This window comes from Micromonospora sp. NPDC049900 (genome assembly GCF_044461025.1).
Classification (GTDB): Bacteria; Actinomycetota; Actinomycetes; order Mycobacteriales; family Micromonosporaceae; genus Micromonospora.
The window spans coordinates 372,643-385,010 of sequence record NZ_JBITKM010000006.1; the positions used below are offsets into that span (position 1 = coordinate 372,643).

General features: G+C 71.5%; 15 protein-coding genes. 11 read left to right on the forward strand and 4 right to left on the reverse strand.

The window, feature by feature from the left end; all coding sequences use genetic code 11:
- Positions 1 to 36 precede the first annotated feature (36 nt).
- Positions 37 to 354: an L-rhamnose mutarotase gene (locus tag ACIBMZ_RS17195; protein WP_396694762.1), complete on the forward strand. Its 318-nt coding sequence runs from the start codon at positions 37 to 39 to the stop codon at positions 352 to 354.
- 79 nt (positions 355 to 433) lie between these two features.
- Here ACIBMZ_RS17195 and ACIBMZ_RS17200 read toward each other — a convergent pair whose 3' ends face one another.
- Positions 434 to 1,564, reverse strand: coding sequence for a mandelate racemase/muconate lactonizing enzyme family protein (locus tag ACIBMZ_RS17200; RefSeq protein ID WP_396694764.1), 1,131 nt, complete (start codon positions 1,562 to 1,564; stop codon positions 434 to 436).
- Between the two features lie 130 nt (positions 1,565 to 1,694).
- On the opposite strand from ACIBMZ_RS17200, the gene ACIBMZ_RS17205 reads away from it, so the two are divergent.
- Genes ACIBMZ_RS17205 through ACIBMZ_RS17240 form a run of 8 tightly spaced genes read left to right on the forward strand, consistent with a single transcriptional unit; the run spans position 1,695 to position 8,327 of the window.
- Entirely contained in the window at positions 1,695 to 2,630 is a 936-nt protein-coding gene (locus tag ACIBMZ_RS17205) for a thiamine pyrophosphate-dependent dehydrogenase E1 component subunit alpha (protein ID WP_396694766.1), read from the forward strand.
- Positions 2,623 to 3,603: an alpha-ketoacid dehydrogenase subunit beta gene (locus tag ACIBMZ_RS17210; protein ID WP_396694768.1), complete on the forward strand. Its 981-nt coding sequence runs from the start codon at positions 2,623 to 2,625 to the stop codon at positions 3,601 to 3,603. The genes ACIBMZ_RS17205 and ACIBMZ_RS17210 overlap by 8 nt, the downstream gene beginning before the upstream one ends.
- On the forward strand, positions 3,600 to 4,361 hold the full coding sequence (locus ACIBMZ_RS17215) for an SDR family NAD(P)-dependent oxidoreductase (RefSeq protein ID WP_396694770.1): 762 nt from the start codon (positions 3,600 to 3,602) through the stop codon (positions 4,359 to 4,361). The genes ACIBMZ_RS17210 and ACIBMZ_RS17215 overlap by 4 nt, the downstream gene beginning before the upstream one ends.
- A gap of 43 nt (positions 4,362 to 4,404) precedes the next feature.
- Positions 4,405 to 5,724, forward strand: coding sequence for a hypothetical protein (locus ACIBMZ_RS17220; RefSeq protein WP_396694772.1), 1,320 nt, complete (start codon positions 4,405 to 4,407; stop codon positions 5,722 to 5,724).
- Complete coding sequence (locus ACIBMZ_RS17225; protein ID WP_396694774.1) at positions 5,721 to 6,020, forward strand: YciI family protein; 300 nt, start codon at positions 5,721 to 5,723, stop codon at positions 6,018 to 6,020. Before ACIBMZ_RS17220 ends, ACIBMZ_RS17225 begins: the two co-directional genes overlap by 4 nt.
- Complete coding sequence (locus ACIBMZ_RS17230; protein WP_396694776.1) at positions 6,020 to 7,588, forward strand: hypothetical protein; 1,569 nt, start codon at positions 6,020 to 6,022, stop codon at positions 7,586 to 7,588. Before ACIBMZ_RS17225 ends, ACIBMZ_RS17230 begins: the two co-directional genes overlap by 1 nt.
- 58 nt (positions 7,589 to 7,646) lie before the next feature.
- On the forward strand, positions 7,647 to 7,925 hold the full coding sequence (locus ACIBMZ_RS17235; protein WP_396694778.1) for an ArsR/SmtB family transcription factor: 279 nt from the start codon (positions 7,647 to 7,649) through the stop codon (positions 7,923 to 7,925).
- A 12-nt stretch (positions 7,926 to 7,937) separates the two neighbouring features.
- Positions 7,938 to 8,327: a VOC family protein gene (locus ACIBMZ_RS17240; RefSeq protein ID WP_396694780.1), complete on the forward strand. Its 390-nt coding sequence runs from the start codon at positions 7,938 to 7,940 to the stop codon at positions 8,325 to 8,327.
- 73 nt (positions 8,328 to 8,400) lie between these two features.
- Here ACIBMZ_RS17240 and ACIBMZ_RS17245 read toward each other — a convergent pair whose 3' ends face one another.
- On the reverse strand, positions 8,401 to 9,081 hold the full coding sequence (locus ACIBMZ_RS17245; RefSeq protein WP_396694783.1) for a lytic polysaccharide monooxygenase: 681 nt from the start codon (positions 9,079 to 9,081) through the stop codon (positions 8,401 to 8,403).
- Between the two features lie 265 nt (positions 9,082 to 9,346).
- Positions 9,347 to 10,171, reverse strand: a complete 825-nt coding sequence (locus ACIBMZ_RS17250) for a helix-turn-helix domain-containing protein (protein ID WP_396694785.1) — start codon at positions 10,169 to 10,171, stop codon at positions 9,347 to 9,349.
- Between the two features lie 102 nt (positions 10,172 to 10,273).
- Here ACIBMZ_RS17250 and ACIBMZ_RS17255 point away from each other — a divergent pair, with 102 nt between their 5' ends.
- Both ACIBMZ_RS17255 and ACIBMZ_RS17260 read left to right on the forward strand, forming a co-directional pair.
- Positions 10,274 to 11,188 (forward strand): oxidoreductase, encoded by a 915-nt coding sequence (locus tag ACIBMZ_RS17255; protein WP_396694787.1) that lies wholly within the window; start codon positions 10,274 to 10,276, stop codon positions 11,186 to 11,188.
- A gap of 385 nt (positions 11,189 to 11,573) precedes the next feature.
- On the forward strand, positions 11,574 to 12,209 hold the full coding sequence (locus tag ACIBMZ_RS17260) for a TetR/AcrR family transcriptional regulator (protein ID WP_396694789.1): 636 nt from the start codon (positions 11,574 to 11,576) through the stop codon (positions 12,207 to 12,209).
- Between the two features lie 64 nt (positions 12,210 to 12,273).
- On the opposite strand, the gene ACIBMZ_RS17265 is transcribed toward ACIBMZ_RS17260, so the two are convergent.
- Positions 12,274 to 12,368: acyl-CoA dehydrogenase family protein (locus tag ACIBMZ_RS17265; protein WP_363795502.1), on the reverse strand; the 95-nt coding region annotated here is incomplete at its 5' end.

Here is a 12,368-nt window from a genome sequence, read left to right on the forward strand (position 1 = left end):
TCGGGGACGGGACCGGCCCGCGGGCCGGGCGTGCAGGTGTGCCACCTGTACCGCCTGCGTCCCGGGGCGGAGGCCGAGTACGAGCGCCGGCACGTCGAGCTGTGGCCGGAGATGGCCGCCCTGCTCGACGAGGCGGGCGTGTACGACTACCACATCTACCGGCACGGTCTGCTGCTGATCTGCGTCCTGCAGACCCGGTGGGGCTTCGACCACGCTGGCCGGGTCACCGGCGCCTCCGAGGTGCAGGCGCGGTGGACGGCGTCGTTGTCGCACCTGTTCGCCGAGATCGCCGACGCCGACGGCGAACCCCTGTGGGCGTACCCCGTCTTCCACCATCCCGGCCGCCGGGTGTAGGCACCGGGATGTAAGGAACGGCTGTAAGGAAGGGTCCCCTGCTATGCACGAGGCGATAGCAGGGGACCCTTCCTTACAGCTATACGGCGTAGGCGATGGAGCCGTCGGCGCGGTGGGGGATGCGGGTGAGCGGGCGGCCGGTCAGGTCCAGCGGGGTCTCGTCGGTGAGGTCCAGGGTGACGCCGAGACCGGGTTCCTCGGGGATCGGCAGGAACCCGCCCTCGCGGCGGACGCACGCCCGGGCCGGACCGTCGGCGAGGGTGTCGTCCAGCGGGGAGTACTCCTGCGTCACGAAGTTCGGGATCGCCGTGTCCAGGTGCACCGAGGCCATGGTGAGCAGCGGTCCGAGGCAGTTGTGGCTGACCACCGCCGCGTGGTACGACTCGGCCAGCGCCGCGATCTTGCGGGCGTGGCTGATGCCGCCGGCCAGGCCGAGGTCGGGCCGGACGTACTGGGCCCCGCCCTGCGCCAGCAGCTCCTTGAACTCCCAGATGGTGTGCAGCCGCTCGCCGTTGGCCATCGGCACCCCGAGCGCGCGGCGGCTCACCTCGGCCTGGCTGCTGACGCTGTCGATCTGGATCGGGTCCTCGACCATCAGCGGGTGCAGCCGACCGACCGCCGGGATGACCGCCTCGGCCTGCAACGGGGTGAGCTTGCGGTGCAGCTCGATGAGCAGGTCGACGTCGGGTCCGACCGCGTCGCGGACGGCGGCGGTGGTGGCCTGGGTGTCGCTGACCAGCCGGGCCAGCGACAGGTCGCCGTAGTCCGCCGGCAGCGGGTCGAACTTCACCGCGGTGAACCCGTCGGCGACCGCCGCCGCGGCCTGTGCGGCGAGGTCCTGCGCGCCGGTACCGGGCAGCAGCAGGTGCAGCCGGATCCGGTCCCGGACCCGACCGCCGAGCAACTGCCAGATCGGTACGCCGAGTCGCTTGCCGAGCAGGTCCCAGAGCGCCAGGTCGATGGCGGAGACGGCGGCGGTGAGCACCGATCCCCGGAACGGTCCCATCCGGTACAGGTGGTGCCAGTGGTGCTCGATGCGGCTCGGGTCGGCGCCGAGCAGGTGCGGGCGGAACGCCTCCACGACCGCGTGTACGGCTCCCGGATACCCCCAGCAGGCGGACTGCCCGACGCCGACCAGCCCGGTCGAGGTGTGCACCGCGACGAAGTGCGCGTCGCCCCGCACCACCGACTCGACGGCGGTGATCTCCATGCTGCCCCCAAATTAGAGCCCTATAACGGCCACAAACTTGCTCATGCACTCTTCCATAGCATGATGTCCCTGGTCTAGGCTCCAATCCGAACGAGCCGGAATAGGGCTCTAATTCATCTATGGGGGTGTGATGGGTCTGCCGGACGACTACCGGGCGATGGCCCGGATCCGCCGGTTCGAGGAGCGGCTGGCCGCCCTCAAGGACGACGGTGAGATCCCGGGCTCGATCCACCTGTGCAACGGTCAGGAGGCGATCCCGGTCGGTGCCGCCCGCGCGCTGCGCGACGGTGACCACGTGACCGCGACCTACCGTGGGCACGGCTGGGCGCTGGCCCGGGGTGTGGACATGACCGGGCTGTTCGCCGAGATGATGGGCCGGGACTCGGCGGTCAACGGCGGCCGGGCCGCCTCGCCGTACCTCTCCGATCCCGGACGCTGGTTCATGGGGGAGAACTCCATCGTCGGCGCCGGAGTGCCGATCGCCACCGGTGCCGCGCTCACCGCGCAACGCACCGGCAGCGGCGCGGTCTCGGTGGTCAGCATCGGTGACGGCGCGATGAACCAGGGCAACGTGCACGAGGCGATCAACCTCGCCGCCGTGCTCGACCTGCCGCTGGTCCTGGTGGTGGAGAACAACGTCTACTCGGAGATGTCCCGCATCGAGGACATGGTCCGCATCCGCCAGCTCGCCGAGCGCGCCGCCGGGTACGGGATCCCCGGCCGGGTCGCCGACGGCAACGACCCGGACGCGGTCGCCGAGGCCGTCGCCGAGGCGGTCGCCCGCGCCCGGGAGGGCTCCGGCCCGTCCATCGTGGAGGCGATGACCGAGCGCCTGGTCGGCCACTACAGCGGCGACGTGCAGCACTACCGCCCGGCCGGTGAGATCGCCGCCGCCCGCGAACGCGAGCCGCTGGTCCGGATCCGGGCCGCCGCCGACGCCGAGCTGACCGCCCGGCTCGACGCCATCGACGCGGAGGTGGCCGCCGAGGTGGAGGCCGCCGTCGTCGCCGCCCGCGAGGTGCCGTTCCCCGACCCGGCGACCGTCAAGGAGTACGTCTATGTCTGAGTCGCTGCGGTACATCCAGGCCGTCAACGCGGCGCTGACCTGGGCGCTGGACAGCCGGTCCGACACCGTCTACTTCGGTGAGGACGTCGCCCTGCCCGGCGGCCCGTTCGGTGCCACCAAGGGGCTGCACAAGCGGTTCGGCACCGAACGGATCTTCGACACCCCGATCTCCGAGACCGGCTTCCTGGGCATGGCGCTCGGCGCGGCCATGACCGGCCTGCGTCCGATCGCCGAGATCATGTACGCCGACTTCTCCTTCGTGGCGATGGACCAGATCGTCAACCAGATCGCCACCATCCGCTACTCCAGTGCCGGTCGGTGGAAGGCCCCGCTGGTGATCCGGATGCAGCAGGGGTACTCACCCGGTGCCTGTGCCCAGCACTCGCACTCGGTGGAGGCGTACTTCGCGCACACGCCCGGCCTTCGGGTGGCGCTGCCGTCCACACCGGACGACGCGTACCAGATGCTGCGCACCGCGGTGGTCAGCGACGACCCGGTGGTCGTCGCGGAGGCCCGGATGCTCTACCCGACCCGGGGCCCGGTCCGCACCGACGCGCCGGTCGAGCCGATCGGCGGCGCCCGCGTGGTCCGCGACGGCCGGGACGCCACCGTGGTGGCCTGGTCCCGGATGGTCCCGGCAGCCCTGGCCGCCGCCGACCAACTCGCCGCGGAGGGGATCGAGACCGAGGTGATCGACCTGCGGTGGCTCAATCCGCTGGACTTCGACACGGTCGGCGCGTCGATCGCGCGCACCGGCCGCCTGGTCGTCGCCCACGAGGCGAACCTGACCGGCGGATTCGGTGCGGAGATCGCCGCCCGGGCCGCGTCCGAGTGCTTCGCCGACCTGCGTGCCCCGGTGGCCCGGGTGGCCGCCCCGGACGTGCCGATGCCGGCCGCCCCGGCGTTGCAGAAGGCCGTGGTGCCCGAGGCGGACCACGTCGCCGAGGCGGTCCGCGGGACGGTCCGGCGGTGACCGGCGTCGCCCCGGCGGTCGGCCTGCTCACCGGCCGCCGGGTGGTGGTCGTCGGCGGTGCCTCCGGCATCGGGCTCGCCACGGTCCGGGCCGCCGTCACGGCCGGCGCGGCCGTCGCGGTGCTCGACGCCGACGCGGACGGCGCCGCCGGTGCCGCCGCGCAGGCCCGTGCCGCCGGGGCGACGGCCGTCGCCCACGCGGTGGACGTGACCCGGGAGACGCAGGTCGCCTCGGTGTTCGACGCGGTCGCCGCCGACCTCGGCGGCATCGACGCGGTGCTGCACGTCGCCGGGATCATGCGCGGGCAGGGCACCGACGTCACCGACCTGCCGCTGGAGCTGTGGCAGCGGGTGATCGAGGTCAACCTCACCGGACCGTTCCTGGTCGCCAAGCACGCCGTACGACACCTGACCGACGGGCACGGGGTGCTCGTCCTGGTCGGTTCCAAGGCGGGCGTGTTGGCCGGATCCGGCTCGGTACCCTACGGCGCGAGCAAGGGAGGACTGCACGGCCTGGCACTGACGCTGGCCCGGCAACTCGGCCCACGCGGGATCCGGGTGCACACCCTCTGTCCCGGCGACATCGACACCCCGCTGATGCGGCGGTCGCTGGACGAGGCACGGGCCAACGGCACCGACGGTGCCCAGGTCGCCCGGATCGAGGCGGCGCTGGGCCGTCCCGAGGACGTGGCGTCGGTGCTGACGCTGTTGGCGGCACCGGCCAGCGCCGGCATCGCCGGCACCGTCTACACCGGCTGAGCAGCCCGAGGCGACGGCGAGGCGACGACGTGGAGGCGGCAGCGTGATCGGGATCATCGGCCCGGAGGACTCGATCCGGCTCGTGCAGGAGGTGGCGGCCGGGGAGGGGCGCGCGGAGGAGGTGACCACCCGCGCGTACACCGACCCCGAGCAGGCCCCCGAACTGGCCCGCGAGTTGGACGACCTGTGCCAGGTGCTGCTGTTCACCGGGCGGATCCCGTACGCCTTCGCGGCGGCGGGCGGTGGGCTGCGCGCCGAGATCGACTACATCCGGCACGCCGGGATCGACCTGTACCGCACCCTGTCCCGGATGCTGCTGGCCGGTGGCGGGCGACTGCCCCGGGTCAGTGTGGACACCATCGAGGCGGAGACCGTCCGGGAGACGTACCACGACATCGAACTGACCCCGCCCACCGACATCCTGCCGATCGCCGACTCGTCCGGCCTGCTCTTCTCCGGCCTGGCCGAGATCACCGCCTACCACCGCGAGCGCTACGAGTCCGGCGCCGTCGAGGCCTGCCTGACCTGCCTCGGCGCGGTGCACCGGGAACTGCGTGAGCGCGGCGTGCCGGTCTGGCGCGTCGAGCACACCCGCGCCTCGGTCCGCGACGCGCTGCGCCGGGCCTGGCTCGCCGCCGAGGTACGCCAGTCCCGGGCCACCCAGATCGCGGTGATGATGATCGAGGTGGCCGAGTCGGCGAACCGCCCGCAGGACCCCTACCAGGCGGAACGACAGCGCCTGCGGTTGCGCGAGGCACTGCTGGAACACGCCGAGCGGATGCGCGGGCGACTCAACACCATCGACGACCGGACGCTGGTCATCACCACCAGCCGGGGCACGGTGGAGAGCGCCATCGCCCGGCACCGGGCCGGGCACGCCTCCCTGCTGAGCCTGCGCGGCGTCGACGGCGACCACACCGTCGGTTTCGGCGCCGGCACCACCATCGCCGCCGCCGAGGCCAACGCCCGCCAGGCGCTCGCGCTGGGCCGGGGCGGTGAGACGCACGTGGTCTTCCCGGACGGGGAGATCTACTCCACCCGGGAGAGCGCGGTCAAGCAGCGGCTGCGCGAGACCGCCCCCGGTGTGCTGCGGGTCAGCGAGCAACTGCGCCTCGGACCGCTGTCCACCCGGCGGTTGCTGGAGGCGCTGCACCAGATGGACCCCAACCAGGTGACCGCGCGGGGCCTGGCCGACGCGTACGGGGTGGAGACCCGTTCGGCCCGCCGGCTGCTCAAGGCGCTGCGCGCGGCCGGGTTCGCCGAGGAGGTCGGTGTGCACGTCAGCACCGGCGCGGGTCGGCCGCAGAGCGTCTACCGGGTGGCCCTGCAACGCCTGGTCGGGGCGATCGGGGCGGACACGTGATCTTCGAATCGACCTTCCTGGTCACCGCCACCTTCGCCGCCGACGCGGCGCAGCGTCGCGAGCCGTACCGGGCGGCCCACCTGGCCCACGTACGCGGACTGCTCGCCGACGGCACCGCCCTGCTCGCCGGGGCCCGCGCCGACCTGAGCGCCTCCGTCCTCGTGCTGCGGGCACCCGACGCGTCGGCCGCCCGCACCCTCGTCGAACACGATCCGTACTGGCGGCACCGGGTGTGGACGGCTCTCGACGTCGTCGACTACCTGGCCGCCACTCCGCAGTCCCTCGGGAGGTCATGATGTCGTACCGCCAGATTTCCGGCGTCCGGGTGCACGGCGCCGAGCACGCGCCGTTCGCGGCCACCCTGCTGGCCGAGTCGCTGGGGGAGGGGGCGGAGCCGGTGCGGTTCGTTCCCGACCCGACGCTGCCCGAGGGCGGTTTCCGGGTCGAGGTGCCGGCCACCGGGGAGATCCGCGTCGTCGGCGACCCGTTCGCCGGCCTGGTCTACGCCGTCCGGGACCTGCTGGACCGGGCCACCCCGGCCGGGCTGCCCGTCGGAGCGCACCAGAGCGCCCCCGGGCTGCCGCTGCGTACACTCTGGACCTGGGACCACTCCACCAACTGGGACCTTCGCCAACTCGGCCAGCAGGAGATCGGCGCGCTGAACCCGTACGCCAAGGGCGGCGACGCCTTCGGCGCGGACTACCGACGGCTGGTGGACTTCTGTAGCGCCGAACGCATCGGCGGGATCGTGGTGTACGGGCTGCTGCGCGACGCCCACGGCGGCGTCGAGGCCGCCCGCGACCTGTGCGAGTACGCCAACGCCCGGGGCGTACGCATCATCGCCGGGGTGGGCGTCAACGCCTACGGCGGCATCTACTTCGACGGCCGGCACCGGTACAACCTCGCCACCTGGCTGCGGCAGCGCCCCGATCTGGCCGCCGAACTGCCGAAGAAGGTCGGCTTCGACATCGACGAGTTCGGCGACCTGCACTTCCCGGCCAGCGAGTACATGATGGCCGCCTGCCCGTCGCAGCCGGAGAACCTGGCCTGGCACCGCGACGCCATCGACTGGCTGCTGGACACCCTGCCGGTCGGCGGGATCAACTTCGAGACCGGCGACTACGGCAGTTGCGCCTGTGCGCGGTGTGTCGAGCGCACCGGTGGCGAGCGCACCTCCTGGTCGTACGAGGCGATGCGGTCGGTGTACCCGACCCTGCTGGACACCGCCCGTCGGCCGGGTCCGGCCGGGGTGCCGCTGCGTCACCTGGTCGAGGTGTACTGGGACAACATCTTCGACCTCGACGCGCAACGGCCGCTGGCCGACCTGCCCGACGACGTGGCCTACCAGTACTGCGTCAACCGGGGCTTCTGGTACGACAACCGGGACCGGCTGACCGCCGCGCACGTGGCGGCACTGCCGCACACCACCAACGTGCTGCGGACGCACGCGGGGTCGCAGTGGAACCGGCAGCGGCACTCCTGGGTGCCGGAGATGTACACCGACATGGCCACCCGGGCCGCCGCCGCCGGCATGCGCGGGTTGACCATCTTCGCCGAGGCGTCCGCGTACCACCCGACCAACGAGGTGAGCTACCTGGCGTACGCCCGGTTCTCCTGGAACCCCGAGTTGACCTGGGGCGAGTTCTGGCGGGACGAGGTCGCGCCCCGGTTCGGCGGGTCGAGCGAGGCGGAGGCGTTCCGCGACGGCGCGGCGCTGCTGGACGACCCGGCGGCCGAGGCGGAGGCGTTGCGCAAGGTGGGCGGCGACGCCCTGTCGATGGTCGCCGCCACCAGCGGTGAGGTGCAGCGTCGCTGGCTGTGGCTGGCCGAGCGGACCGCCCGGCACGCCCACTCGGTCGGCTGAGCCCGGCGGAGCGTGGCGGACTTGACAGGCAAGTGACAGCTTGCCTATAACTGTCCGGGTGGACGCGGAACCGGACCTGTTCAAGGCGCTCGGTGACGCGACGCGACGCATCATCCTGGACGAGTTGGTCGACCGGGACGGCCAGACCCTGTTCGAGATCTGCGGCCGGCTGACCATGAAGCACGGCCTGACCTCGTCGCGTCAGGCCATCTCGCAACACCTCGCGGTGCTCGAACAGGCCGGGTTGGTGCACGTCCGGCGAGAGGGCCGGTACAAGTTCCACCACATCGACACCGGCCCGCTGCGCGCGATCGCCGAGCGGTGGCCCACCGACTGAGAGGAAGCGACCGTGCTCCGCATCAACATCACCAGCGTGTTCGTCGACGACCAGGTGAAGGCGCTCGCCTTCTACACCGAGAAGCTGGGCTTCGTGAAGAAGACCGACGTGCCGGCCGGTGAGGCGCGCTGGCTCACCGTGGTGTCCGCCGCCGACCCGGACGGGGTGGAGCTGCTGCTGGAGCCGGACGGCCACCCGGCGGCCCGACCCTTCAAGGAGGCGCTGGTCGACGACGGCATCCCGTTCACGCAGTTCGCCGTCGAGGACGTCCACGCCGAGGTCGAACGCCTCAAGGGGCTGGGTGTGCGGTTCGTCCAGGAGGCGACCGACCTGGGGCCGGTGGTCACCGCCGTGCTCGACGACACCTGTGGCAACCTGATCCAGATCGCCGCGATGAAGTAGCGCGAACGCGGCGGCTCCGGCCCGGGACGGATCCCGGGCCGGAGCCGACGCCGCAGTGGGCGGGACTACCGGATCAGCCGAAGTTCACGTCGCTGCACCACATGTACGCCTGGTCGAGGTGGGATGCCTGCCAGATGACGAACACGATGTGGTGTCCGGTGTATCCGGACGTCGAGACGTTGAAGCTGATGTTCTGCGCCGGGGCGTAGCGCCCGGTCTGCGTGATGAAGTCCAGGTTCCCCCAGCCGAGGGTCTGGGTGGCGGGGTCGAACCCGTTCTTGCTGACGTACACCCGGAAGTAGTCGGCGCCGTGGCTCGCCTGGTCGTACAGCTGGATCGTGAAGTTGTTGCTGACGTTGGTCCTCTTCCACGCCCCGGGCTGGTTCAGGCTGTTGTTCCGAGACAGGCCGTTGCTGCACAGTTGCCCGTCGGGGGTGCGGGCCTGGAAGTTGCCGCCCAGCCCGTCCCGCAGCGCGCTCATCCAGTTCCACATGGTGTCCGGGTTGGATTGGAACGCCTGCCAGCACATGGGGTCCTGCTGCTGCATGGCCGGGTTCGTGTGGTTGCTGCCCCAGGTTTGCCAGCACTGGTACGCCCGGGACGCCGGGTTGATGATGGTGCCGTGGGCCTGTGCGGCACCGACCCAGGGGATCATCCCGGCCGTCATGGCGAGCAGCAGTACGAGCGCCCGAAGCGGCTGGCGGGCAGCGGACCGGACTCGCGAGCCGGACTGGTCGGGCTTGTGTGAACGCACGTTACGTCCTCCGTTCGGCGATCGGATCGACATGGGAGCGCTTCCAAGCCCCAGCATTACACCGATGTTTCCGATTATCAACGATGGTCGATGAATGATCGATCTGGATGGACTGGATGTGGTTGGTCCGAGTCGCCCACAATCGCAGCTCAGCGGGGCTTTCGGGATGGATGGACCGGGCTCGCCGATCGCCCGAAATTAGATTTCCGGAAGTCGATGTGTGCCTGGTTCGCCCCGGTTGGTCGGTTGAGGTGGGCCGCCGCCCTCACCCGGCGTACGCGGCGAGCAGCGACAGTCGCTCGGCGGCGGCACTGCCCGGGGCGGCGGTGTAGGCGATCAGGATCGGCCCGGTGCGCCCCGGCGGTGTGTAGGCGTCCCAGTCCAGGCGCAACTCGCCGACCTGGGGATGCGCGAAGACCTTGCTGCCGTGGACCGACTCGCGGACGTCGTGCCGGGCCCAGAGCCTGCCGAACTCCTCGCTGCGGATGGTCAACGTGCCGACGATCTCCTGTGCGCGCGGGTGCTCCGGATCGGCGGCCACCGCCGCACGCAGGAAGCCGAGATAGTCCAGGACCGTCTCGCGCCACCCGGCGCACCGGTCCCGCGCCTCGGCGTGGGTGAACATGTCGATCAGCACGTTGCCCGGGCCGATGCCCGGATACAACGCGGTGGCCATCCTGTTCCAGGCGAGCAGGTCCAGGTGACGGCTGATCACCACGGCCGGGGTGTGCAGGCTGTGCAGCAGCCGATGGATGCTCTCCGGAACCGTCTCCCGGGTGCGGCGCCGTGGCGTCGGCGGTCGCTGGGCCCGACGCGCGAGGGCGTGCAGGTGGCGGGTCTCCTCGGCGTTGAGGGCGAGGGCCCGGGCGATGCCGGTCAGCACGTCGTCGGAGGGGCGGACGTCGCGGCCCTGCTCCAGACGCTGGTAGTAGTCGGTGCTGACTCCCGCGAGCAGAGCCAACTCCTCACGCCGTAGGCCGGCGACCCGGCGGCGCGGTCCGGGCGTCAGGCCGAGGTCCTCCGGACGCAGCCGGGACCGCCGGTTGCGCAGGAAGTCCGCCAACTCGCGGGTGTACGCCGTGGTGGTCACCACCCGAGTCTGCCGGGTCGGTCCGGCCGCAGGGTAGGTCCCCCGGTCCCAGGTTGGCGAGGTCTCTCCGGGGGCCCGGAGCACCTCCTAGCGTCGACGGACATGCCGAACTGGACCGAAGAACAGATTCCCGACCAGCAGGGCCGCCGAGCGGTGGTGACCGGCGCGAACTCGGGCGTGGGTCGGGTCACCGCCCGGGAGCTGGCCCGCCACGGCGCCTCGGTGGTGCTCGCGGTACGCGACGTCGCGGCCGGTGAACAGACCGCCGCCGACCTCCGACGACAGGTGCCGGGAGCCGAGGTCGAGGTGCGCAGACTGGACCTGGCCTCCCTCGACTCCGTACGCGCCTTCGCCGCCGCCCTGTCCGGGCCGGTCGACCTGCTGGTCAACAACGCCGGGGTGGCACTGACCGGCGCCCGTCCGGCCCCGACGGTGGACGGCTTCGACATGCAGATGGGGACGAACGCGCTCGGCCCGTACGCGCTGACCGGCCTGCTGCTCGACCGGTTGACCGGCGGACGGCAGCCTCGGGTGGTCACCGTCTCGTCCATCGTGCACCGACGGCGCGGACTGGACCTGGCCGATCTCAACTCCGAGAAGTCCTACCACGGCCCGACGGCGTACTCGAAGGCCAAGCTGGTCGGCACCATCCTCGGCCTGGAACTGGACCGTCGACTGCGGGCCGCCGGGTCGCCGGTGATCAGCGTGCTCGCCCATCCCGGGATGACCCGCACCAATCTCACCCCCCGCGCGCTGGCCAACCGCAACGTGTTCCTACGCGTCCTCGGCCGACTCAGTCCGCTGCTGATCAGCCGGGTCGAGGCGGGCGCCCGACCACAGCTCTACGCGGCCACCGCGACCGGCGTACGCGGTGGGCAGTTCTTCGGGCCGCGCGGGTTCTCCGAGATCCGTGGGCCGGTCGGTGAGGTGCGGCCGAGCGCGCCGGCACAGGACCCGGACAACGGGCGACGGATCTGGGCGGAGGCCGCCCGGCTGACCGGCGTCCGATATCTGTGAGGTCGCACGTTCGTCCGCAATTCTGCTGACCCGACGGACCCTGCTGGGGAAGCGGGACATCACCATCGCGGAATGAGTGGGACAGTGCCGTCCCCGCGAGAGAAGACCGTCCGGGTGTTCGTGGCCCGGGCGTTTTCTCGTACCGCGTACGGGTCGACGACAGCGCCGGACATCGCCTCGGTGCCTGGGCGGAGTCGACGCCCGAAGGCGGTCACTCCGCCCAGGGCAGCGGCCCCTTGTTGTCGCTGTCCCGCCATTGCGGCCCGTCTGGTGACGGTCGGCGCGTAGTCACCCGCGTGAATCGCCGAACGTGCACCCCCACAACCTTCCGACCGGGCGGTAGGATGGCGGGACATTGACGGGGTACGGAAGGCGGAGTCCACAGATGGCGCGTACGACGTCCAGCCGGCCGGCGACGACCCGACGTCGGCAGCGGTGGCCCGACGGCTACGACCCGGAGAACACCCGTCGATCACTGATCACGAGCGCGCTCGAACTGTTCGAGCGTCGGGGCTTCGACCGGACGTCGGTCCAGGAGATCGCCGACCAGGCGCGGCTCACCAAGGGTGCCTTCTACCACCACTTCGAGAGCAAGGACGACCTGCTGCGGCACATCCAGGAGGAGTACCTGGAGGCGCAGCTCGCCGCGATCGAGCGGATCGAGAGCGGCAGCGACGACCCCAAGGTGCGGGTCGCCGAGCTGATCCGGCTCAGCCTGACCAGCGTGGCCGAGTACCGCGCCCACGTGACCATCTTCTACCAGGAGCGGCGCTACCTCACCGGTGACCTGTTCGCCGAGGTGACCCGCAAGCGCGACCGGTTGGAGGCGGCGTTCGCCGGTATGATCCAGGACGGCGTGGCGCGGGGCGTGTTCCGGGCCGACGTCGATCCCCGGATCGCCACCTTCGGGCTCGTCGGCATGTGCGCGTGGGCCTACCAGTGGCTCAACCTCGACGGCCCACTCAGCATCGACGACGTGGCGCGCCAGTTCAGCGCCATGGTGCTGGAGGGGCTGGTCTGAGTCGCCCGGCCCGGTCGCCGCCGAGCAGCGACCGGGCCGTCACGATTCAGCGCGCCGTCACGACTCAGTCCTTCAGCAGTTGGCGGGCCATCACGATGCGTTGGACCTGGTTGGTGCCTTCGTAGATCTGGGTGATCTTGGCGTCGCGCATCATCCGCT

Excerpts from the sequence above, each read along its gene's own strand:
- ACIBMZ_RS17200 (WP_396694764.1), bottom strand. The coding sequence starts at position 1,564 with ATGGAGATCACCGCCGTCGAGTCGGTGGTGCGGGGCGACGCGCACTTC.
- ACIBMZ_RS17205 (WP_396694766.1), top strand. The coding sequence starts at position 1,695 with ATGGGTCTGCCGGACGACTACCGGGCGATGGCCCGGATCCGCCGGTTC.
- ACIBMZ_RS17210 (WP_396694768.1), top strand. The coding sequence starts at position 2,623 with ATGTCTGAGTCGCTGCGGTACATCCAGGCCGTCAACGCGGCGCTGACC.
- ACIBMZ_RS17230 (WP_396694776.1), top strand. The coding sequence starts at position 6,020 with ATGTCGTACCGCCAGATTTCCGGCGTCCGGGTGCACGGCGCCGAGCAC.
- ACIBMZ_RS17255 (WP_396694787.1), top strand. The coding sequence starts at position 10,274 with ATGCCGAACTGGACCGAAGAACAGATTCCCGACCAGCAGGGCCGCCGA.
- ACIBMZ_RS17260 (WP_396694789.1), top strand. The coding sequence starts at position 11,574 with ATGGCGCGTACGACGTCCAGCCGGCCGGCGACGACCCGACGTCGGCAG.